Origin of the sequence: Pseudonocardia sp. HH130630-07 (assembly GCF_001698125.1) — a bacterium.
Lineage (GTDB): Bacteria > Actinomycetota > Actinomycetes > Mycobacteriales > Pseudonocardiaceae > Pseudonocardia.
The window spans coordinates 2,866,191-2,889,095 of the sequence record NZ_CP013854.1 but is presented as its reverse complement, the minus strand read 5'-3'; the positions used below and the strand labels follow the sequence as shown (position 1 = coordinate 2,889,095).

The 22,905-nt window shown below is 76.4% G+C and carries 13 protein-coding genes and 1 pseudogene; 2 read left to right on the top strand and 12 right to left on the bottom strand.

Translation table 11 applies throughout. The annotated features are described in order from the left end of the window. Positions 1-5 precede the first annotated feature (5 nt). From AFB00_RS13975 to AFB00_RS13965, 3 genes and pseudogenes are all read right to left on the bottom strand, one after another. Positions 6-4,487, bottom strand: a complete 4,482-nt coding sequence (locus tag AFB00_RS13975; RefSeq protein ID WP_068797596.1) for a hypothetical protein — start codon at positions 4,485-4,487, stop codon at positions 6-8. Between the two features lie 250 nt (positions 4,488-4,737). After that, a pseudogene (locus tag AFB00_RS13970) lies at positions 4,738-5,433 on the bottom strand (hypothetical protein); the annotation flags it as partial. 82 nt (positions 5,434-5,515) lie between these two features. Beyond that, positions 5,516-6,955 (bottom strand): hypothetical protein, encoded by a 1,440-nt coding sequence (locus AFB00_RS13965; protein WP_068797594.1) that lies wholly within the window; start codon positions 6,953-6,955, stop codon positions 5,516-5,518. Between the two features lie 148 nt (positions 6,956-7,103). On the opposite strand from AFB00_RS13965, the gene AFB00_RS13960 reads away from it, so the two are divergent. After that, positions 7,104-7,571, top strand: a complete 468-nt coding sequence (locus tag AFB00_RS13960) for a PepSY domain-containing protein (protein WP_068797593.1) — start codon at positions 7,104-7,106, stop codon at positions 7,569-7,571. An 8-nt stretch (positions 7,572-7,579) separates the two neighbouring features. Here AFB00_RS13960 and AFB00_RS13955 read toward each other — a convergent pair whose 3' ends face one another. From AFB00_RS13955 to mftF, 6 genes are all read right to left on the bottom strand, one after another. Continuing rightward, complete coding sequence (locus tag AFB00_RS13955; RefSeq protein WP_068797592.1) at positions 7,580-8,590, bottom strand: P1 family peptidase; 1,011 nt, start codon at positions 8,588-8,590, stop codon at positions 7,580-7,582. Positions 8,591-8,628: 38 nt separating this feature from the next. After that, positions 8,629-9,354, bottom strand: coding sequence for an SRPBCC family protein (locus tag AFB00_RS13950; protein ID WP_068797591.1), 726 nt, complete (start codon positions 9,352-9,354; stop codon positions 8,629-8,631). A gap of 98 nt (positions 9,355-9,452) precedes the next feature. After that, positions 9,453-10,304 (bottom strand): FAD binding domain-containing protein, encoded by an 852-nt coding sequence (locus AFB00_RS13945; RefSeq protein ID WP_068797590.1) that lies wholly within the window; start codon positions 10,302-10,304, stop codon positions 9,453-9,455. Beyond that, positions 10,301-12,784, bottom strand: a complete 2,484-nt coding sequence (locus tag AFB00_RS13940; RefSeq protein ID WP_068797589.1) for a xanthine dehydrogenase family protein molybdopterin-binding subunit — start codon at positions 12,782-12,784, stop codon at positions 10,301-10,303. The genes AFB00_RS13945 and AFB00_RS13940 overlap by 4 nt, the downstream gene beginning before the upstream one ends. 1 nt (position 12,785) lies before the next feature. After that, positions 12,786-13,310, bottom strand: coding sequence for a (2Fe-2S)-binding protein (locus AFB00_RS13935; RefSeq protein WP_068797588.1), 525 nt, complete (start codon positions 13,308-13,310; stop codon positions 12,786-12,788). A gap of 271 nt (positions 13,311-13,581) precedes the next feature. Next, positions 13,582-15,030: a mycofactocin biosynthesis glycosyltransferase MftF gene (gene mftF / locus AFB00_RS13930; protein WP_231974380.1), complete on the bottom strand. Its 1,449-nt coding sequence runs from the start codon at positions 15,028-15,030 to the stop codon at positions 13,582-13,584. Positions 15,031-15,181: 151 nt separating this feature from the next. Between mftF and AFB00_RS13925 the strand changes: the two genes are divergently transcribed. After that, positions 15,182-16,312, top strand: a complete 1,131-nt coding sequence (locus tag AFB00_RS13925) for an alkaline phosphatase family protein (protein ID WP_068797587.1) — start codon at positions 15,182-15,184, stop codon at positions 16,310-16,312. A 7-nt stretch (positions 16,313-16,319) separates the two neighbouring features. On the opposite strand, the gene mftE is transcribed toward AFB00_RS13925, so the two are convergent. Genes mftE through AFB00_RS34845 form a run of 3 tightly spaced genes read right to left on the bottom strand, consistent with a single transcriptional unit; the run spans position 16,320 to position 22,861 of the window. Beyond that, a complete protein-coding gene (mftE, locus tag AFB00_RS13920) occupies positions 16,320-17,042 on the bottom strand; it encodes a mycofactocin biosynthesis peptidyl-dipeptidase MftE (RefSeq protein WP_068797586.1) in 723 nt (240 codons plus the stop codon). A gap of 18 nt (positions 17,043-17,060) precedes the next feature. Continuing rightward, complete coding sequence (locus AFB00_RS13915; protein ID WP_068797585.1) at positions 17,061-18,575, bottom strand: MFS transporter; 1,515 nt, start codon at positions 18,573-18,575, stop codon at positions 17,061-17,063. 29 nt (positions 18,576-18,604) lie between these two features. Then, positions 18,605-22,861 carry an oxidoreductase gene (locus tag AFB00_RS34845; RefSeq protein WP_231974377.1) on the bottom strand — a complete coding sequence of 1,419 codons (4,257 nt, stop codon included), beginning with the start codon at positions 22,859-22,861 and terminating at the stop codon, positions 18,605-18,607. Positions 22,862-22,905: the final 44 nt, after the last annotated feature.

Below are 22,905 nucleotides of genomic sequence, written 5' to 3'. Positions count from 1 at the left end.
GTGGGTCAGCCCGCGACGCCGGCGGTGTCCTCCGCGGCAGCGGCGGACCCGTCGGCGTCACCGGGCGGGCCGGGCCGGCGGTAGACCCGGGCGGCGCTCATCCGGCCGCCGCCCTCGTCGGCGTCCGGGACCGAGCGCGGGACCCGCTCGTCGACCGAGAGGTACTTGCGCCCGGCGCGCAGGTCGGCGTCGTTGCGCAGCCGGACCAGCAGCGGGAACCCGGAGAGGGCACCGGCGTCGAACAGCCCGGTCGTGTAGACCAGCTGCACCCCCAGCGCCTGCGCGACCCCGAACTGCAGCTCGAGCAGGTAGCCCGCGGACGCCCGGCCGATCGGGTTGTCCAGGAACAGCACCCCGGCGTGCCCCTGGCTGCCGTGCCCGCGCTGGTGCGCGCGCAGCGCCGCCATCGTGCAGTACAGGACGATCGCCGCGGTCAGCTGCTGGCCGCCGGAGAACACGTCCTTGATCGCGGAGACGCGCAGCCGCTCGGTCCGCAGCACCGCGTCCGGCTTGAGCATCTCCACCCGGACGCCCTTCGGCATCGCCGACCGCACCCCGCGCAGCAGCATCGAGATGCCGTCACGCCGGTCCCGGGACCGGCCGGACGCGGCGGCCTCCGCGGTCCGGTCGACCACGATCCCCAGCTCGTGACGCAGCGCGACGTCGGACAGCTCCTCGAACCGGATCCGGAGGAACTGCTGGCCGGACCAGTCGCCGAGGCCGTCCGGCAGCTGGGAGAGCTTCTGCGCGAGCCGGACCGTGCGCAGCGCCTCGCCGACCATCCCGGACAGCCGGGTGACGATCCCGGACCGGTGCCGTTCGATGTTGCCGAGGTCGTCGTCGAGCGAGCGCAGGCGCGGCCGCAGCGCCTCGATCCACTCCCGGGCCAGTGCCGGCATCTCCGCGCGGTCGACGCCGCCGATGTGCCGGTGCACCGGGGAGGACAGGGTCGCGAACCGTGGGTCCTGGGCGAACCGGGCGACCGAGTCGACGCCCTCGCGCACCTTCCGGTCGGCCCGGCCCCGCTCGGCGACGGCCTCGCGGACCCGGGCCTGGTGCTGCTTCAGGGTCGCGACGGCCTCGTCGACGTCACCGGTGAACGGCAGGCCACCGGGCTCGGGGGTCTCCTCCAGCCCCTCGACGATCCGGGCGAACCCGCGGGCCGCGTCCTCGGCGTCGCGGTGGGCCTCCTCGGCGGTCTGCCGGGCGCGGCGGGTCCGCTCCAGCTCGGTGCCCGCGGCGTCCAGGTCCGCCGACGCCCGTGCCACGAGCTCGCGGCCGTGCGCGGCGTCGCGGGGCGGGTCGTAGGGGTCGATCGGCAGCTCGCCGGACGGCAGCGACGCCAGCTCCCTGCGGAGCACCTCCAGCTCGGTGTTCGCCTTCTGCCTGCGCTCGTCGGCCTGCTCGTAGGCGCTCCTGGCCTGCTCGGCGGCCGCGCGACGGCTGGTCGCGTCGGCACCGTCGGGGGTGTGCAGGAACTCCGTGGCCCGCTCGACGACCGACCGCGGCAACCCGTCGACGGCGATCCGCTTCTGCCCCGCGTCGGCCTCGGCCCGCTCCAGCGCGCCGCGCAGGTCGGTGTCGACGGCGGCCGAGGCGTACGCGTCGCGGGCGCGTTGGAAGGCGTCACGCAGCTCGGCCAGGGAGGCCCCGGAGCCCGGGTCCCCGCCGGCGGCGGGCTCCTCCTCCAGCGGCAGGCCGGCCAGCTCCTCCCGGGCGTTCGCGGCGATGCCCTGCTGCCGGTCCCTGGTCTGCTGGGCCGCGGCCGCCTCCCGCCCGGCGGCGGTGGCCGTGTCCCCGGCCGCGCCGGCCTCGGCACGCAACCGCTCCGCGTCCGCGGAGCCGGTGCGGCGACGTTCGGCCAGTGCGGGCCGGCGGGCCAGCTCCTCGCGCAGTGCGGCGAGCGCGTCGGCGCGGCGCCGGGTGTCGGCGGCGGTCCGCTCCAGCGTGGGACGGTCCGTCATCAGGGTGTCGGCGCGCTCGTCCAGCGCGGCGACCTCGGCGACGGTCGCCTCGTGCGCGCGGACGGCGGCGTCCCGCTCCCGGTCCGCCTCCTGCGCCGCCCCGGTCAGGTCCGCGGGCGACGGCCGCCGGTCCCGCAGCGCGGTGAACCGGTCCCGCAACCGCCGGTCGTCGTCGAGCGTCGCCTCCAGCGCGGACAGCCGGGCGGCCCGGTCCGCGGTCTCGGCGACCAGGCGGACCCGGACCTGCTCGGCGGCCCGTTCGTCGTGCAGCGCGGGGTTCGGCGGGACGACCAGCTCGATCCCCGGAGCGGGCCCGGCCGCGGCGTCGACGGCTGCGGTGCTCCCGACCGCGACCAGCGACGACGGCAGCAGCCGGGCATCGTCCAGCTCGGCACGGGCCCGGGGCGCGTCGGCCGTGTCGTTCAGCAGGATCCCGCCGGCCAGGTGCGGCTGCCGTTCCAGGACGGCGGCGCGGTCCGCGGCCGGGAGCGTCGCCAGGTAGCGGCGCCCGGACCAGGCGGTGATCCCGGCCTTCTCCAGGACCTCCAGCACCGACTCGATCTCCGGCGGGTCCGGCAGCAGCCCTCCGTCACCGAGTGCGGCGAGCGCGCGCTCGTCGCGGCGCTGGTCGGAGAGCAACGCCGTCCGCTCCCGTTCACCGGCGCGGACGGCGGCGGTGAGGGTGTCGACGACCAGCGCGGCGTCGGCGTCCGGCCGGACCGTGTCGACGCCGAGCAGCTCCGCGGGACGCGGTTCTCCGGCGAGCCCGTCGGTCTCGGCCGCGACCGCGGCCCGGGCCGTCTCCGCGGCGGCCGCGGACGCGCGGGCGGTGGCCGCCGCGTCCTGGGCCGCGGTCCGGCGGGCCTCGGCGGCGCGGCGCTCGTCGCGGATCGCGGCGGCCGCGGCGTCGGCGTCGGCCAACGCGGTCGCGGTGGACTCCGCGTCCCGCCGGGCGGCAGGGGCCTCGTGCTCGACGTCGTCCGGGCCGGAGCCCTCCTTCAGGTGGCCGGCGGCGACCGCGGCGGCGACCCGCCGGTCCAGGTCCGCGAGGGCCTCGTCGGCCTGGGCGGCCGCGCTCTCCGCCCGGGCCGCGCCGGTGGCGCGCTCGACCTGCTCGGCGCGGGCCGCTCCCGCCCGCTCCTCGGCCCCGGCCCTGGTCCCCTCCGCGGTCGCGGCGGCCTCGTCGGCCTCCCCCGCGGTGCGCAGCAGGGCCGAACCGAGCGCGACGGCGGCGTCCTGCCGGGCCTGCAGCGCCGGGCGGGCCCGCTGCTCCTCCTCGTCGACGCGGCCGCGCAACCGGGCGGCCTCCGCCGCGGCGACCCGGTGGGCGAGCACCGGCTCCACCGCGTCCCGGGCGGCGGACTCCGCGGCCGCGGCGTCCCGGTCCTGGGTGGCCGCGCCCGCCGCGTCCTCGGCCGCCCGCACCGCGAGCTCGGCGGTCAGCCGGCGCAGGCCGCCGACGGTGTCCTGCAGCCGTTCCGCGGCCCGGGCCGCGGACTGCTCGGTGGACACGGCGTCGCCCGCCGCGGTCCGGGTCGTCGCCGACCGCGCGGTCTCGGCGACCCGGCGGGCCGCGATCCCCTCGGCCGTCGCACGCAACGCCGTGCGGGCCCCGGTCTCCGCGGACCGTGCGGTCGCCGCCGCGTCCTCGGCCTCGACCATCGGCTCCAGCCGGGACAGCGTGCCGTCCACGAACTCGCGCTCGGACTCCAGCTCCTCGCGCTGCGCCAGCCGGTCGGCGTACCCGGCGACCAGCTCGGCGACGTTCTGCGGTTCCTCGGGGTCGAGCACGGCCCGCAGCAGGAAGTCGACGAACGCCTCGTCACTGGCGAACGAGAACGCCTCGGCCGCCTCGCCCTCGCCGGCGTTCATCGCGCGCTGGTAGCGGAACAGCTCCGGGTCGAGCCCGACGTCCACGAGGTGGCGGGTCCAGTCCCGGTGCCCGGTCTCCCAGGCGAGCTCGGTCTCCGGACGGTCCCGGTGCGCGGCCTGCAGCCGGTCCCGGAACGACGACAGCGTGATCCGCTTCCGCTCGTGGGTGAACGGGAGGTCGTCCAGCCCGAACCCGGGCTGCGGCCGGAACGAGTACCAGGCGTCGGCCAGCTTCTCCGGGTCCGACGAGGCGACGTGCCCGCGCCACTCCGACACCTTCCCGGTGACGAGCAGCGCGCCGGTCCGCACGTGCATCCACTCGCAGACCACGTGCGCGACGTCCTCGGCGAGCACGAAGTTCTCCAGCACCGTCGTGCTGGTCGTCCCCACGACCTGGCGCCGGCCCGGCAGCAGCACCGAGAAGATCAGCTTCAGCAGGACGGACTTGCCGCCGCCGTTCTCCAGGAACAGCACCGACGCCGGCGACGGGCGCCGCGGGGTCGTCCGGTCCACGGCGTCCGGGGCGAACAGGTCCTCCTGCACCGCCACCTTCACCGGACGGCCGATCCCGCGCAGATCGAGCGCGACGTCCTGGTAGCGCGCGGCGGTCGGCCCGACCGAGAACAGTCGGACCCGGGTCAGCTCATACATCGCGGTCCTCCGGTCCGGCGCTGACGGATGCACCCTGCTCCGCGGATTCGCTCACCGGGTCAGCGAGTTCCGCCGGGCCCTCTCGCCCTGCGGGTCCGGGATCACGCTCGACCGCGGCCGGGCCGGTGCCGGTGTCCGAGCCGGGGTCCTCGGTCTCGGTCTCGGTCTCGGTCTCGGTCTCGGTCTCGGTCTCGGTCGATTCGCTCACCTGCTCGGCGAATTCCGCCGAACCCATGCCCGACTCCGAGACCAGGGAGCCGGCCGCCGCGCCGGCGGGCAGCACGTTGAGCGACAGGAGCTCGTCGAACGTCCGCTGGGCGGCCAGCTCCCGGACCTGGACCTGGTAGCGCGGGGTCGTGCGGTAGGCGCCCTCGGCGCCGACGGGGACCAGGAAGCCCTGGTCCGCGAGGAACCGCAGTGCCTTCCCGACGATCCCGCGGGTGGTGGACTCGCCGGCCCGGCCGTCCTTCGTCGCGGTCGCCTCGGGGCGGCGCAGCCACACCCGCCACACCTGCTCCAGCTGCGGGGCGTCGGACTCGGGATCGACCGGGCCCTCGGCGCGCTCCCCGAGCACCCGGCAGGCCTCGCGGACGGCCCCGTCGACCAGTTCGACCGAGACCCGGCCGACGTAGGAGTCGTCGCCCAGGTCGTCGGGGCGCGGGAAGGCCAGCGCGGCGACGGCGAGGTGCGCGATGCCGTGCAGCACCTTGTCGGCCTGCCGGTTCGCCAGTGCGGTGCGCCGGGCGTAGGAGTCCATCCGGATCTCGAACACCGATCCCTCGGTCGCGGCCAGCACGATGCCCGGCGCCGGATCCACGGCGAGCACCACCAGCCCCAGACCGGACGCGACCCGCTGCACGGTGTCGCGGAAGTCGTCGTCCTCGCGGTAACGGCGCACCAGGTCGGCGTAGTCGGGGTCCCGGCCGGGGAGCGCCTTGGGCCGCATGCCGAACGCGACCAGCCGGGCCGCGGTCTCGGTGTCGCTCACGGGTCACCCACCGCCCGCCCGCCGGTGCCGCATCGGTCGCTCATCGCCGTTCCCCCTCGACGCCCGCCATCGCCAGCAGCAGGTCCGCGCCGCCGAACTCCGGATCGTCCAGCACCGTGCCGTCGTCGATCGCGATCAGCACCGACGGGTCGCCCTGCGTCCGGGCCGTCCCGATCGCGGTCCCGACGGCGTGCATCGCCCGCAGGGCGACCAGCTGCGGCAGGTCCGTGCCGGACTCCCGGGCCGCGGCCAGCGCCGCCGACAGGCGCACCGGTTCCTGGGCGCCCTGTGGCAGCACGGCGTCCGCGGCGGCCCAGGTGTTCGCACCGAACCGCTCCCGGGGTTGCGGAGCCAGCTCCGGCTCCGGCACGTCCGCCCCGAACGGGTCACGGTCCGCCGGGGGCGTCAGCAGCGTCTCCACCAGCCCGCCCAAGCTCGGCACCGGCGGGTTCGCGACCCCCGCCCCGGCCGCGAACCAGGCCGTCACCGGATCGTGCGCGGCACCGACGGTGAGGGCGAGCGAGGGCCGCAGCAGCTGCCCGAAGACGTCGACCGACGCCCGCTTCGGCTTCCCCGAGAACTGCTGGCGGTCCTGCTCGGCGCGGAACGCGGCGCCCGCCTCCTGCAGCCTGGCCTGCAACTGGGTGTGCCGCTGGATGCAGTCGTCGACCACCTCGACCAGCTCGGCGGCCTGCCGGCGGCGCCCCGGCTCGGCCGCCTCGTCCCGGGCGTCGGCGATGTTCGCCTTGATCACCGTCTCGGCCCGGTAGCGGGCCTCGATGTGGGTCAGCGCCTCGTTCAGCAGCTGCGGGACGGCGTCGAGCCAGTCCACCGACCGGACGTCGCGCCGGGTCGCCTCCAGCTTGCGGCGCAGCGACTCGGCGTACTGCACCGTGCGGTAGCGGGCCTGCTCCGCGGCGAGCCGGGCGTCGCCGAGCCGGCCGCGGACGATGAGCGTCTCCAGCTTCGTCTCGGCCGCCTCCTGCGCCGACTCGACGTCGGTGTCCAGCGCCCCGACCAGCACGTTGATCGCCTCGTCGGACGCGCGCAGGTAGATGCTCCCGTCCGGGGCGGCGACCTCGACCAGCAGCTTGAAGTCGAACCGGCGGCGGACGTAGCGGCCCTCGGCGTCGTACGCGCCGTACTCCACGGCGAAACCGCGGTCGATGCTGCCGACGTTGATCAGGTTGTCGATCACCCACTGGGCGACCCGGGCGTGCTCGGACCGCGGCGCGTCCGGGACCTGCGCACCGACGAACCGCACCAGCCGCCGGACCAACTCGGTGTGGTCGGCGCCGTGGTCGAAGTCCATCGCCAGGGTGACCTGGTCGATCGCCTGCAGACCGATCTCGGCCATCTGGTAGCCGGTGGCGTCCCACTCGAGCCGGCCCTTGCGGGCGTCGAGGTCGTGCAGCGGCGCGGTGCAGGCGAGGGCCTTCAGCCGGCGCGCCACTCCCTCGTCCGGGCTGATGGTCGACACCCCGACGACTGTAGTTCGGCCGCTCCGTCCCCTAACGCCGCCTTAGGACTCTCGCAGCGCGGCCTTGGCCCACCGAGCGGCACAGTACGTCTCGGTCACCGGGTCACACCGCCTCGGACCAGCGAGAACAACTCGGAGGAAGATCATCGTGCGTACCCCGATCACCCTGACCGCCGTCGCCGCGACCGGTCTGCTCCTCGTCGGCGGGGGCACCGCGCTCGCGTTCGGCCACGGCGGCACCACCACCCGGGACCCCGTGCCGGTCGCCGCCGCGGCCCCGACCGGGGACCTGTCGCCCCCGGAACTGCCGCTCACCCCGTCCCCCGTCCCGGCTCCGGCTCCGGCCGCACCCGCGGTCGACCGGGCCGCGGCCGAGCGGATCGCCCTGGACGCCGCCGGCGCCGGCCGGGTCACCGAGGTCGAGTTCGACCGCCACGACGACCGGGACGACCGGGACGACCGGGACGACGACAGTGATGGCCGGGACCACTGGGAGGTCGAGGTCACCGACGGCGTCACCGAGCACGACATCGACGTCGACGCCGCCACCGGGCAGGTCCTCGACCACGACACGGACACCGACGACGACGGTGGCGACGACCGGGACGACGACTGAGCCCGGAGTCAGCCGCCCGCGACCAGCGATCCGAACGACGGCCGGTCCGGCGCCGCCGTCGCGGCCAGCAGTGCGTGCGCGACCGCCCGCGCGGTCACCTCCGCCGCCGCAGCCTGCATCGCGAACACCTCGGCCGGGCCGGGGGCCGGACCGGTCCCGGTGGCCATCGCGAACGCGCAGTCGCCGTCGCGGATCGTGTGCACCGGGGAGATCGAGCGGGCCAGGCCGTCGTGCGCCATGGTCGCCAGCCGGGTGCAGCCGGCCTTGTCCTGCGTCGCGTCGGTGGCCAGGACGACCAGCGTCGTCGCCGTCCCGAGCGGGTTCAGATGCCCCGCGTACAGCTCGGCGACCCGCTCGGCCGGGGCCGTGGTCGCGCCGGGACCGCCGAACTCGCCCGGCAGGCCGTGCCGGGCACCCGGCACCTCGCCGGTCACCGGGTCGACCGCGGTCCCCGCCGAGTTCAGCACGACCAGCGCGGCGACCGTCGTCCCGTCGGCGAGCACCGCCGAGGCGGTCCCGATCCCGCCGCGCAGCCCACCGGACACCGCACCGGTCCCGGCGCCGACCGAGCCCTGCTCTACCGGACCGCCGTGCGCGGCGTCGTAGGCCGCGGCCTCGGTCTCCGCGGTCGGGCGCACGGACGGGTCACCGCCGCGCCCGATGTCGAACACCACCGCGGCCGGGACGATCGGCACCACCGCGCCCGGCACGGCGAAGCCCTCGCCGTCGCGTTCGAGCCGGGCCATCACCCCGGACGCCGCGTCCAGCCCGTAGGCGCTCCCGCCGGACAGCGTGATCGCGTGCACCCGCTGGACCGTCGCCGTCGGCGCCAGCAGGTCGGTCTCCCGGGTCCCGGGCGCCGCGCCGCGGACGTCCGCGCCGGCCACCGCACCACCGGGCGGGGCGAGCACGACCGTCGTCCCGGTCCGGGCGCCCGGCCCGCTCAGCGTGGCGTGGCCGACCCGCAGGCCGGCCACGTCGGTCAGTCCGTTACCCGTTCCCGCGCGCACCTCGTCCATCCTGCTCGCCGGACGGCCGGTGCGCGCGGGAGACCGGATCAGCGCTCGCCGCCGCTGCGCAGCCGCCGGACGAGCAGGACGATCAGCAGCAGCAGACCGGCGCCGCCCAGCACCGGGGCCAGTCGCTTGAGGACCGGGGCGCCCGCCGAGTCGAGCAGGTCGATGGCCTCGACCGGGTTGCTCTGCGGCCGGGTCTGCGCGAGCGGCCGCGGGGCGGCGGTCGCGGTGCGCTCGCCCGGCGCCGGAGGGACGGCGGGCAGCGGGGTGGTCTCGTCGGCGGCGTGCTTCGGGCCGGCCCCGTTGGACGCCGCGGCACCCGCACCGGTCAGCTTCTCCGCGACGCACCCGGCGAACTGGCCGATGATCTTGTCGGCGACGTCGGAGATCACCCCGCGGCCGAACTGGGCCGGACGGCCGGTGACGGTCATGTCGGTGACCATCGTGACCGACGTGCGGTCCGGGCCGTCGGCGACCATCGTCCCGGTCACGATGGCCTTGGCCGTGCCGTTGCCGCGGGCGTCCCGCCCGGAGGCGTCGATGACGACCTTCCGGTTGGTGTCGTCCCGCTCGACGTAGGTCCCCTTGCCCTTGTAGGTCAACGAGATCGGGCCGAGCTTGACCTTGACCGTGCCCTGGAACGAGTCGCCCTCGTACTCGGTGAGCGTGGCCCCCGGGAAGCACGGCGCGATGAGCTCCGGGTCGTTGAGGGCCTTCCAGGCGTCCTCGATCGGCGCCGCGATCGTGAACGTGTTCTCGAGCTGCATTCTCTCTCCAGCCTCCTCGTGCCACAGGGCGCCGGCCCCGGCGGGCCCTCTCGGTGCCCTCCGGCGGGCCGGCGCCCTGCCCGTGCCTCGTGGGTACGTCAGCCCGCTGCGGTCAGCACCGCGCGACCGGTCAGCACCTTCGCCAGGTGTTCACGGTAGTCGGCGGCGGCATCCGCGTCACTCGGAGCGGAGGTCCCTTCCGTGGCGTGCTCGGCCGCGGCCCGCGCCACGTCCGCACCGGCCGCCTGCCCCACCAGCGCCTGCTCCACACCGGTCGCCCGGATGGGCGTGTTGCCCATGTTGGTCAGGCCCACCCGGGCCTCGGTGATGGTGCCGCCGTCCACCTTCAGCGCGACGGCCACGGCGACCATCGACCACGCCTGGGCGACCCGGTTGAACTTCTCGTAGTGCGTCTTCCATCCGGTGTACTTCGGGAACCGGACCATGGTGAGGATCTCGTCCTCGCCGATCGCGGTCGTGAAGTAGTCCTGGAAGAAGTCGGCCGCGGTGACCAGCCGGGTGCCGCCGGGACCGAGGAGGACGAACTCGGCGTCCAGGGCCAGCGCGGCCGCGCCCAGGTCCCCGGCCGGGTCGGCGTGCGCGAGCGCACCGCCGAGCGTGCCGCGGTGGCGGACCTGCGGGTCCGCGACCGTCTCGGTGGCCTGGGCGATCAGCTCGACGTGCCGCTTCACCAGGTCGTTGCGCATGACCTCGTGGTGCGTGGCCATCGCGCCGACCATGACGTAGGTGTCGTCCTCGCCGATCCGGCGCAGCTCCGGGATGCCGCCGAGGTCGATGACGACCGACGGGGCCGCCATCCGCAGCCGCAGCACCGGCAGCAGGCTCTGCCCGCCGGCGAGGATCTTGGCGTCCTCGCCGGCCTCCTGCAGCGCGGTCACGGCCTCCTCCACGGAGCCGGGCCGGACGTAGTCGAACTTCGCCGGGATCACTGGACCTCTCCCTTGGGGTTGTTCGGGTCGATCGACCCGAGCCCGGCACCCGGTGAGTGGGTGTGGCTCGGGGTCTCCTGGGCGGCGTGGCCCTTGGCGACCTGCAGGGCCCGCCAGACCCGCTGCGACGTCGTCGGCATCTCGATCTCGGTGACGCCGAGGTGCCGGATCGCGTCGAGCACGCCGTTGACGATCGCCGGGGTGGACGCGATCGTGCCCGCCTCCCCGACGCCCTTCACCCCGAGCGGGTTGGTCGTCGACGGGGTCGACACCGTCTCGGTGGTGAAGCTCGGCAGGTCCGCGGCCGAGGGCAGGGTGTAGTCGACGAAGGTGGCGTTGACCAGGGTGCCCTGGTCGTCGTAGTTCGCCTCCTCGAACAGGGCCTGCGCGATGCCCTGGGCGAGGCCGCCGTGCACCTGGCCCTCGACGATCAGCGGGTTGATGACGTTGCCGATGTCGTCGACGCAGACGTACTGACGCAGGGTGACCCGGCCGGTGTCGGTGTCGACCTCCATGGCGCACAGGTGGGTGCCGTGCGGGAAGGAGAAGTTCTCCGGGTCGAACACGGCGTCGGAGTCCAGCGAGGGTTCCATGCCCTCGGGGTAGTCGTGCGCCATGAACGCGGCGAAGGCGATCTCCTGGATGGCCTTGCCCTGGTCGGTGCCCCTGACGGTGAACTGCCCGTTCGCGAACTCGAGGTCGTCCTCGGAGGCCTCCAGCAGGTGCGCGGCGATCTTGCGCGCCTTCTCGATCACCTTGTCCGCCGCGTTGACGATCGCGATCCCGCCGACGACCAGCGAGCGCGAGCCGTAGGTGTCGAGGCCCTTCGGCGCCACCTGGGTGTCGCCGTGCAGGATCTCGACGTCGTCGAACGCGACGCCCAGCTTGTCCGCGACGATCTGGGAGAACGCCGTCTCGTGGCCCTGGCCGTGCGCCGAGGCACCGGTGGTGACCTCGACCTTGCCGGTGGCGAGCATCCGGATGCTCGCGGCCTCCCAGCCGCCGGCGCCGTAGTCGAGCGAGCCCAGTACCCGGGACGGGGCGAGGCCGCACATCTCGGTGAACGTCGAGATGCCGATGCCCAGCTGCACCGGGTCGCCGTTCCTGCGCCGCTCCTCCTGCTCACGGCGCAGGCCGGCGTAGTCGAACAGCTCCATCGCGCGCTGCGTGGCCTGCTCGTAGTTGCCGGTGTCGTAGGTCAGGCCCACGACGGTGTCGAACGGGAACTCCTCGTGGCGGATCCAGTTCTGCTCGCGCAGCTCCATCGGGTCCCGGCCGAGCTCCACGGCCAACTCGTCCATCATCCGCTCGATGCCGAACGTCGCCTCCGGACGCCCGGCGCCGCGGTAGGCGTCGGTCAGCGTCTTGTTGGTGAAGACGTTGGAGCAGGTGAACTTGAGCGCCGGGATCTTGTAGATCGCGTTGAACATGAACGCGCCGAGGATCGGCACCCCCGGGCCGACCAGGCCGAGGTAGGCGCCCATGTCGGCGAAGAGGTGGACGTCCAGGCCGGTGATCGTCCCGTCCTTGCGGGCCGAGATCGTCAGGTCCTGGATCTGGTCCCGGGCGTGGTGCGCGGTGAGCATGCACTCGCTGCGGGTCTCGGTCCACTTGACCGGCTTGTTCAGCTTCTGCGCGAGCAGCACGCAGAGCATCTCCTCCGGCAGCACGCCGATCTTGCCGCCGAACCCGCCGCCGACGTCCGGGGCGATCACCCGCAGCTTGGACTCCGGGACCCCGAGGGTCACCGTGGTCATGGTGCGCAGGATGTGCGGCACCTGGGTCGCGGCCCAGATGGTCAGCTGCTCACCGGTGGGGTCCACGACGCAGGAGCGGGGCTCCATGAACGCCGGGATCAGGCGCTGCTGGCGGAACCGGCGCCGGACGACGATCTGGTCGTCGTCGGACTCGGCCTTCGTGATCGCGTCGGAGACGTTCCCGCCGGTGCCGGCCTCGCCGGAGTCGAACACCCAGGTCGCGGACACGTTCGTGCCGAGGTCGGGGTGGACCAGGTCGGCGCCGTCGCCCGCGGCGGCCTCCATGTCCAGCACCGGTTCGAGCGGCTCGTAGTCGATCTCGACGAGCTCGGCGGCGTCCCGGGCCGCGGCGGCGGACCGCGCGACGACCACGGCGACGCCCTCACCGGAGAAGTTGACCCGCCCGACGGCGAGCACCGGGCGCTGCGGGGCCTTCTGGTCCGGGGTGATCGGCCACGCGCAGGGCATGCCGATCTCCTCGGCGCCCAGGTCCGCGGCAGTGAACACGCCGAAGACCCCGGGAGCGCGCTCGGCCTCGGCCTTGTCGATCGAGGTGATGGTGGCCCGCGCGATCGTCGACCGGACGACGGCGATGTGCACGGTGCCCGACGGCGTGATCGAGTCGGTGTAGCGGGACCGGCCGGTGATCAGGCGCTGGTCCTCCTTGCGGACCCTGGCCCTGCCGATCTCGCCGGTCGTGGTGGGTTCGGCGGTCGTCGTCAACTCAGTTCCCTCCCGCTACCGGGGCGGCCTCGGCGGCCTGCCCGGACGGCTGCGCGGCACCCGGCTTCATGTGCTGCGCCGCGCTCTGGACCGCCCGCAGGATGTTCTGGTAGCCGGTGCAGCGGCAGAGGTTGCCCTCGATGCCCTCGCGGACCTCCTGCTCGGACGGGTCGGGGTTGTCCCCGAGCAGGTCCACCGCAGCCATGATCATTCCCGGCGTGCAGTACCCGCACTGCAGGCCGTGGCACTCGCGGAACGCCTCCTGCACGGGGTGCAGGTTCCCGTCCCTGGCGAGCCCCTCGATGGTGGTGACCTCGGAGCCGTCGGCCTGGACGGCGAGCACCGAGCAGGACTTCACGCTCTGGCCGTCGAGATGAACGGTGCAGGCGCCGCAGTTGCTGGTGTCGCAGCCGATCAGCGTCCCGGTCTTGCCGAGGGTCTCCCTCAGGTACTGCGCCAGCAACATGCGGGGTTCGACGTCGTCGGCGTAGTTCACGCCGTCGACGGTGACCCGGACCTCTGTCATGGACTCTTCACTCCTCGTACCGGGGGTTCGTCGGTGTGGCGGCGCCCACATCACACTCCCGATCATGTAGGGAGGCAAGACGAGCGGCGGGGGCGATCCGGCCTGCGTACGGCCCGTGCGACGACCCGACCGGGGCTCCCGGGACCGGCCGCCCGCAACCGCGGCGGCGATGGCCGGAAGCGACCGCAGATTCGGATCCGCGACGCAACACGAATCACTCGTTCAGACCAGCCCGGACGGACTGGACCTGCGCCGAGCGGTCAGGCGAGCCTCACCTACGTTCCCGGGCGGTTCCCGGGCCGGCCGGTCGCAGCGGCGCCGTGGTCCGCCGCCGCCACGCGCCCCACCACAGCCCGGCCCCGTAACCGAGGTCGTCGAGCCGGTGCGCCAGCAGGTACCCGACCGGCCCGACCCGCACCCGCGGGTCCCGGTCGCGGTGGCGCCACCAGTCGCCGATCCCCTCCGCGATCCCCGCCACGACGACCGCCCGGCGGGCCCGCCGCGAGAACGGCAGCGCGAGCGCCGCGAGCGGCCAGAAGTGCCGGGTCAGCGCGGACGCCGTCTGGGCGAGCGCACCCCACAGCCCCAGGACGGCGAGCCGGGCGGCGGTGCGCCGCGGGTGCCGGAGGCCGGTCAGCCGGCGGGACAGGCGCTCGGCCGCCACCGCGGTCACGACCGCGGCGAGCGCCGTCGCCCCCCGGCGTTGCAGCAGCAGGAGCAGGCACACCGCGGCCGTCCACGGCGATACCACCAGCGGCGGGACGGCGCCCGGGTGCCGCTGGGCCAGCGGGGCCGCGCCGGTGCCGTAGAACGCCTTGCGCCGCCACCACTGCACCGGCGACGTCCGGTGGTCGTGCGCGACCCGCGACGCCGGCTCGAAGCGCATCGACCGGCCCGCGGCGTGCAGCCGCAGGACGAGATCGACGTCCTCGGCGACGTGCATGCCGGGGTCGAAGGCGACCGGCCCCACGTCGGCCGCCCGCACCAGCAGCGCGGCGCTCGGCACGTAGGCCACCCGGGACCGCGGGACGACCGGCGCCGGGTCCGGCCCGAGGTCCAGCGAGGACCGCACGGCCTCGTACCGGCCGACGAGGCCGCGCAGCCCGTGCCACCCGTGCGGCCCGCCGTCGCCGCCCGGGTCGAGCGCGACGATCCGCGGGGCGACCAGCCCGACGGCCGGGTCGGCGAGGTGCGCGAGCAGCGGCGGCAGCCAGCCCGGCTCGGGGACGACGTCGGAGTCGAGGAACGCGACGAACGGGGTCATCGCCGCGGCCAGCCCGGCGTTGCGCGCCGCGGCGGGCCCCCGGGGCGTGGCGTGCCGGAGCAGCGTCGCCCCGGCCGCCCGCGCGGCCCGGCGCAGCGGGGCGGGATCGGCGGACCCGTCGTCGACGACGACCGCGGCGAGCCCGTCCCGCGCCAGCGCGGCGAGCAACCGGTCCACCGGGCGGTCCTTCACCGGGATCACCACGGTCACCTCGGCCGCCGTCGGCCCGGCCCGCACCGGGGCCGTGCCCGCCCGGGCCGGCACGGGATGGGCGAGGCCCGCGTCGAGCAGGGTGCGGGCGAGCGCCCGGTGCGTGGGGCCCTCGACCACCAGCGGGGCGCCGGGCGGTGGCAGGACTTCCCGGGCCCGCGCCGACAGCCGCACCAGCCGGGGCGGTGCCCCGCCGAGCAGGGCCCGGCCGTCGTCGACCCACCGGGCGCGGCGGTCGAGCAACACCCGGAACCCGTCGGGCAGACGTCGATCACCAGCGGACACGCCCCACCCTCGCACGACCGGCCCGGCCCGCACGACGCTCACCGCGGCACCGGACGCGCACCCGATCGCGTGCGCGGCCCCGCAACCGGTGCGCGCCGGGGAGACTGGTCGCATGTCCGTCGACGTCCTGCCGCGTTACGAGGCCGCCACGCTCGCCGACGTGCTGCCGTCGCTGCTGCATGCGGCCGGTGCACCGCTGGACCGGCGACCGCCCGCGTTCGCGCTGCCGGGAGCGCGGGCCGCGGTGCTGCTGCTCGTGGACGGCCTGGGCCACGAGCTGCTACACGCCCACGCCGCGGACGCCCCGGTGCTGGCCGGGCTCGCCGACGCCGGCCCGCTCACCGTCGGGTTCCCCTCCACCACGCCGATCAGCCTCACCTCGCTGGGCACCGGGCTGCCGCCGGGCGCGCACGGCACCCTCGGCCTGCGGTTCCGGGTGGACGGCGAGCTGCTGGACGCGCTCGGCTGGTCGGCCGGTGGCGAGAACCTGGTCGAACGGCTCGTCCCGGAGCGGGTGCAGCCCGAGCCGACGGTGCTGGAGCGGGCGGCCGCCGCGGGCGTCGCGGTGACCTCGGTCGCCCCGATGGAGTTCCGGACCTCCGGCCTGACCCGGTCCGGCCTGCGCGGCGGCGGGTACACCGGGGTGGCCGCGCTCGGCGACCTGATGGCCGGGATCGTCGCCGGCGCGCAGGGACCCGGGCCCCGGCTGGTCTACGGCTACCACGCCGACCTCGACAAGATGGGGCACCTGTACGGGCCCGGCAGCCCCGCGTGGCGCTGGCAGCTGCGCCAGCTCGACACGCTGGTCGCGATGCTCGCCGAGGCGCTGCCGTCCGGGACGCTGCTGGCCGTCACCGGCGACCACGGGATGGTCACGGTCGACCGGACCGTGGACGCCGACCGGAGCCCGGAGCTGCAGGCCGGGGTCGCGCTGCTCGGCGGGGACCCGCGGGCCCGGCACGTCTACACCGAACCGGGCGCGGCCGCCGACGTGCTGGCCGCCTGGCGGTCCGTGCTCGGCGAGGACGCCTGGATCCTGCCCCGCGACGAGGCGGTCGCCGCCGGGTGGTTCGGGCCGGTGCACGACCGGGTGCGGGACCGGATCGGCGACGTCGTGGTGGCGCTGCGCGGTACCGCGGCGGTGCTGCGGACCGAGGCCGAGCCGTGGCTGTCCCGGTTCCCCGGGCAGCACGGGTCGTTCACCGGCGCCGAGCAGCTCGTCCCGCTGCTCGTGCGTTCCTGAGCGCCGGTCAGGCCCGCGCACCCCGGCGCAGCCGCCCGGTCGCCGGGTCCGGGTCCCAGGCCGCGAGGAGGGCGGACACCCGGGTGACGATCGCGTCGAGCAGCGCCCGGCCCTCCCCGGCGGACGCCCCGGCCGGGTCGCCCAGCACCCCGTTCGGGCTGACGGCCGCGATCCCGCCCGCGCGCATCGCGTCGATGACCTCGTCCAGTGGACGGGTCTCGCCGGCGGCGGCCCGGTCCCGCCGGACCCGGCCGGGCGCCAGGTGCTCCAGCAGCGACGTCTCGTACCGCCCGGCGTGCGCGTCCAGCGGTACGCCGGGGGCGGCGGCGACGCAGGACGCCCAGCCGGCGTCGCGGCCCTCCCGGCGCAGCAGCGCGACCGCCGAGGACAGCGCGTCGACGTTGCCGCCGTGCCCGTTGAGCAGGACCAATCGCCCGGCCCAGCGGCACGCCGAGCGCCCGTACTCGACCAGGACGGTGTGCAGCGCCTCCTGCCCGATCGAGACGGTGCCGGGGAAGCCCTCGTGCTCACCGGCCGCGCCGTAGGGCAGTGCCGGGGCGAAGACCAGCGCCGGGTCGGCGTCGTGCAGCGCCACGGCGACCGCGGAGGCCACGACGGTGTCGGTGCCCAGCGGCAGGTGCGGTCCGTGCTGCTCGGTCGACCCGATCGGGACGAGCACGGTGGGCGAGCGCCCGGTCAGGTCGGGCCAGGTCAGGTCGGCGAGCAGCACAGGCCCATCCTGCCGTCGTCAGCCGGTGCGGCGCAGCGCCGTCACCGCGAGCGCGACGACGCCCAGCATCAGGGCCGCGCTGAGCAGCCCGACCGCTCCGACACCGGCGCCGAACGCGGCCCGCGCGGACCCGAGCAGCGCCTCCCCGGTGACGGCCGGGAGGCCGCCGGCCGCGCTCAGCGCACCGGCCATGCCCTCGCCGGCCAGTGCGGCCGTGTCGGCGGGCAGCCCGGCCGGCACCACCAGCCGCCCGGTGTAGACGGCGGTGAGCACGCTCCCGGTGACCGCGACGCCCAGCGCGACCCCCAGCTCGCCCGCGGTCTCCGAGATCGACGCGGCCGAACCGGCCCGGGCGCTCGGGACGGACCCGATCACCAGGTCGGTCGCGACGACGCCGATCGGGCTCAGCCCCAGCACCGTCCCGGCGACGAGCGCGACCAGCGCGACCGGCCCGGACGCCGCACCGAAGAGCCCGACCAGCAGCGACCCGGCCGCGGCCACCCCGGCCGACACCGCCACCACCGCCGGGACCCCGAACCGGCGGGCCAGCGCCGGGGTGAGCAGTGAGCCGGCGACCGTGCCGACGGCGAGCGGCAGCATCCACAGGCCCGCGGTCAGTGCGGACATCCCGGACACCAGCTGCAGGTACTGCGGGAGCACGAAGAACAGGCCGTTCACCGCGAGCAGCGACACCAGGAGCACCGACACCGCGGCGGTGAAGGCCGGCCGGGTGAACAGGGCGACGTCGAGCAGCGGATCGGCGAGCCGGCGCTGACGGCGGACGAACACCGTCCCCGCCGCCGCACCCACGACGGCCGCGACCAGCACCGGCACGCTCGGCCCGTAGGCGGCGAGCTCCTTCACCGCGAACACGAGCGGGAGCATCGCCGCGAGCGACGCCACGATGCTCCACGCGTCGATCCGGCCGGTGCCGGTGCCGCGCTCCTCGGGCAGCAGGCGGGGCCCCAGCACCAGGAGCAGGCCCATCGCCGGGACGCCGAGCAGGAACACCGCGCCCCACCAGAACGCGTCGACCAGGGCGCCGCCGACCAGCGGGCCGAGCGCGGCGCCGACCGAGAACGTGGTCATCCACACCGCGACGGCGAACCGGCGCTGCGCCGGGTCCGGGAACATCGTCGAGATCAGGCCGAGGGTGGACGGCATCAGCGTCGCCCCGGCCACCCCGAGCAGCGCCCGCGCGGCGATCAGCAGTTCGGCGGTCGGCGCGAACGCCGCCAGCACCGAGGCGACGGCGAACGCCGCGCCGCCGACGAGGAGCAGCCGGCGCCGCCCGATCCGGTCGCCGAGGGTGCCCATCGTGATGAGGAACCCGGCGATCAGGAAGCCGTAGATGTCGAGGATCCACAGCTGCTGGGTGGCGCTCGGCCGCAGGTCGGCGCTGAGCGCGGGCGCGGCGAGGTAGAGGACGCTCACGTCGAGCGCCAGCACGAGCAGGGGCAGGGCGAGTACCCCGAGGCCGACCCACTCGCGGCGCCCGGCACGGGGCGGGGTCACGGGCTGTTCGATCTCCATGGCTCCGACGCTAGGATCTGGACCTGACTTCAGGTCAAGGCGTGTGGGGTCGGGACGGCCGCGCCCTCCCGGACGGCGGCGTCCATCCGGCGCGGGGCCAGCGCGTCCCCGATGCGGTGCACCGGGACGGGACCGCCGGCGAGTTCGGTCCGGAGTCTCGCACGCGGCACCGACGGTGCCGCGGCGACGACCGCGGACACCTCCCGCCGCACGCTGCGGCCGGTGGGATGGTGCAGCAACCGGACCAGCAGGCCGGTCCCGGTCCGGGCCACGCCGAGCACCACGTGGCCGGTGGTGCACCGGATCCCGGCCGCGTGCGCCCGGCGCCGGAAACCCTCGCGGTCCAGGGTGAGCCCGAGGTCCTGGCCGACGACCAGCGCCGGGGTGACGATCTCCACCTCGTGCCCGCGCCCGGCGAGCAGCTCCGCGGCCGACGTCGCCTGGTGGAACCCCAGCTCGTCGACGACGAGCACCGGCCCGGCGGGCAGCACCCTCCCGGTGAGGACGTCGTCGACCCCGACGCCGCAGCGCAGCGGGTCCCAGTCCGGGACGACCGGGCGCGCCCCGACGGCGAGGACGACCGCGTCCGGGGCGTGCTCCGCGACGAACCGGGCGTCGACCGCCGTCCCGAACTCGAGCCGGGCGCCGGCCGCGCGGGCCTCCCGGAGCAGGTCCTCGGTCACGTGTGCCAGCTCGCCGCGGCCGGGCGCGGTCGCGGCGACGGCGAGCCGCCCGCCGGGACGCTCGGCACGCTCGGCGAGCAGGACCGCGCAGCCCCGGCGGGCCAGCGACGCCGCCGCCGCGAGCCCCGCCGGACCGCCCCCGACGACCAGCACCCGCGCCGGGACGGCGGCGGCCGCGCGCGGGGCGGCAGGGGACACCGGCCCCGGGGCCCGCTCGCGCCCGGCCCCGGGGTTCACCGCGCACCGCAGCGGCAGGTTCAGCCCGACCCGGCCGATGCACTCCTGGTTGCACCCCACGCAGCGACGCACCGCCCGCCCGGTGAGCGCCCGGTTCGCGAACTCCGGGTCGGCGATCTGCCCGCGGGTGACGCCGACGAGGTCGCACTCGCCCCGGCGCAGGGCGGCCGCGGCGTCGTCCGGCGTGGTGAACCGGCCGACCCCGAGCACCGGGACGTCAGATCCGGCGGCGCGCACCGCCCGGCGCAGGACCGCCGACAGATGACCGGCGTACCCGGCGGGGGTGTGCATCGACGGCTCGATCAGGTGCAGCGTCGACGTCGCGACGCCGACCGACGTCGTCAGGTGGTCGACGGCGCCGGTCGTGACGAGGCGCCGGGCGAGATCGGCGCCGTCGGCCGGGGTGATCCCGCCGGGGACGCCGTCGTCGGCACCGATCCGCAGGCCCAGCACCGGGTCCGGCCCGATCGCCTCGCGGACGGCGGCGACGACGTCGCACACCAGCCGGGCCCGCCGGGCCCGGTCCCCGCCCCACCGGTCGGTCCGCCGGTTGGTCGCCGGGGAGAGGAACAGCCGCAGCAGGGAGGCGTGCGAGCACTGCAGCTCGACGCCGTCGAACCCACCGGCGACGCACCGGGCCGCGACGTCGGCGAACCCGGCGACGATCTCCGCGATCCCCGCGGCGTCGAGCTCGGCGGGGACCTCGCGGAACATCGGGTCCGCCAGCGCGGACGGCCCGACGACCGGCTCCCGCGAGTACAGCCCCGAGCCCTGCGCCCCGTTGTGGTTGAGCTGGGCGAGCACGACCGCGCCGTGCCGCCGTACCGCGTCGGTCACCAGCCGGTACCCCGGGAGGATGGCCGGGTCGTGGCCCCGGACCAACCGCTCGTAGGGGCGGTCGTGCGGGTGCACGGCGTGCTCCTCGGTGATCACCAGCCCGGCACCGCCCGCCGCGCGGGCCCCGTAGTACGCGGCGTGCCGGGCGGTCGGGAGGCCGCTCTCGGCGAAGCCGGTGAGGTGGGCGGTGAACACGATCCGGTTCCGCAGCTCGTGCCGGCCGAGGCGCAGCGGCGCACCGAGCGGCCCGGCACCCGGCCCGCGCCCGGCACGATCCGGTCCGGCCGCGACGGCGGGCCACGGCATCCGGACGGCCGGTCGCACCGGTGCCGGCGGACCCGCCGCGACGTGCCCGGTGCTCGCGCCGGCGCCGGATCCACCGGACCCGGCCACGCCCGCTCCCGGGCCGGTGGCCGCGGTGCCGCGCGTCCCCGCGCGGGTGGCGGGCGGGCCGGGATCGCTCGCACCCGCGATCCGCAGCCCGGCCCGGCGGCCCTCGCGCACCGCCTCGGCGAGCGTCCGCGGCGCCACCCGGTCGCCGGCGCTCCAGCGCCCGGGCCCGTCCGGGATCGCACGCTCCGCCCGGCGCGGCCCGCAGTCCACCACCCCGGCGCACGGCACCCGGGTCGCCGCACCGGTGTGCACGTCGCGGAGCGTCGCGAGCCCGCCGGACACCGCGTGGACCTCGGTGAACACCGCCCGGAGCACCCCGGCCCGGTCGAGCCGGTCGTTCGCCGGGGCCAGGTCCCCGCAGCGGCCCAGCTGGTGCCCGGCGACGGCGTCGGGTGTGGACAGCACGACCGGATGTCCCGCGGCCGCCAGCAGCTCCGCCACGCCGGGCCCGGTCCAGTCCCCCAGCGGGTCGCGGACGACCATCGCGGCCCCGTCCGGGATCCCGGCCGCACCGAGCACGGCACGCACCGCCCCAGCACCCGCGGCGCCGCCCGTGCACCCGCCACCTCCGGTACCCGCCGGCCCCGGCACGCGCGCCACGGTCCGGGCACCCGCCGCACGTGTCGCGTTCCCGGCGCCCACCCCGTACACGGCCGCCGCGACGGCCGTCGTGAACGCGGCCGCGGCGAGCACCGGGACGTCGGACCCGAACCCGGGATCGCGTTCCGCGGAACGCGATCCGGTCGCCAGGACGACGGCCTCCCCGCGCGCCCGGGCGGCGGCGACGGCGGCCGCGCCGACCTCCGACCCGCGCAGCACGTGGACGCCGAGCCGGTCCAGCTCCCGCTCCCACCAGGTGACCGGCAGCGCGAGCCGGGCCCGCCCCGGCAGCACCGCCGCCGCGTGCAGCAGCCCGCCGAGCCGGTCGGACCGCTCGTGCAGGGTGACCCGCACCCCGCGCACGGCGAGCGTCCACGCGGCCTCCAGCCCGGCCGGGCCACCCCCGACGACGAGGGCCGCCGGCCGGGCGGGCACCTGCCCGTCCGACGGGTCCGGGTCGGTCCGCTCGTGCCCGGACCGCGGCTCGAGCTCGTCGCCGACGACCGGGTTGCGCGGGTCCCTGGCCGCGGCCAGCGCGTGGGTCAGCAGGCAGGGCCGGATCCGCCCGGGAGTCCCCGCCCGGGCGAGTGCGACCAGCCGCGGATCCGCGACCTGCGCTCTCGTCATCTCGACAATATCTGCGACGCCGCTGGTCAGCGCCGCCTCGGCGAGGTGCGGGTCGGCGACGCTCCCGGCCAGGACGACCGTCGTCGCACCCGCCACCGCCGCCCGCACCCGTCCGCAGCGCTCCCGCAGGAACCCCTCCGGGGTGTGCAGGTCCGGGCGGGTCGCGCCGACCGAGAACCCGCTGCCGACGACCGGGACGAGCAGGTCCACCAGCGGTGCGACCGCCCGGGCGAGGGCGACGCCGTCGTCCGGGGTGATGCCGGCCCACGGCGCCAGCTCGTCGACGCAGAGCCGCAGCCCGAGCAGCGGCCCGGGGCCCAGCGCCGCCCGGACCGCAATCAGCACCTCCACCAGCAACAGCGAGCGGTCGATGCCGTAGCGGTCGGGGCGGTGGTTCGTCAGGCCGGAGCAGAACTGGCGCAGCAACGAGTGCTGCCCGGCGGAGATCTCCACACCGTCCACACCGCTGTCCACAGCCGCCCGGGCGGCCCCGGCGAAGCCCGCGGTCAGCTCGGCGATCTCCGCATCGCCCAGCGCGACCGGCACCTCCCGGGACACCGGGTCCGGTACCGGGGACGGCCCCCACAGCGGGTGCCCGGAGTGCGCGGCGGTCCCCTGCCCACCGGCGTGCGCGAGCCCGGCGAGCACGACCGTCCCGTACGGCCGGCACGCCGCGGCCACCGCGCCCCACCCGCGCGCCGCGGGAGATCCCGGCCCGGCGGCGTGCATCTCGGCGGGGAACGCCGCGGGGGCGTAGGCGTACGGGTGGTCCGACGGGTGCACCGAGGCGGGCTCGACCACGACCAGGCCGGCGCCGCCCGCGGCCCGGGCGGCGTAGTAGGCGACGTGGTCCGGGGTGATCTCCCGGGCGGCGTTGCCGAGGTTCGTCTCGTGCGGGCCGAACAGCACCCGCGACGGGGCCCGCCGACCGCGCAGGTCGACGGGCCCCGTCA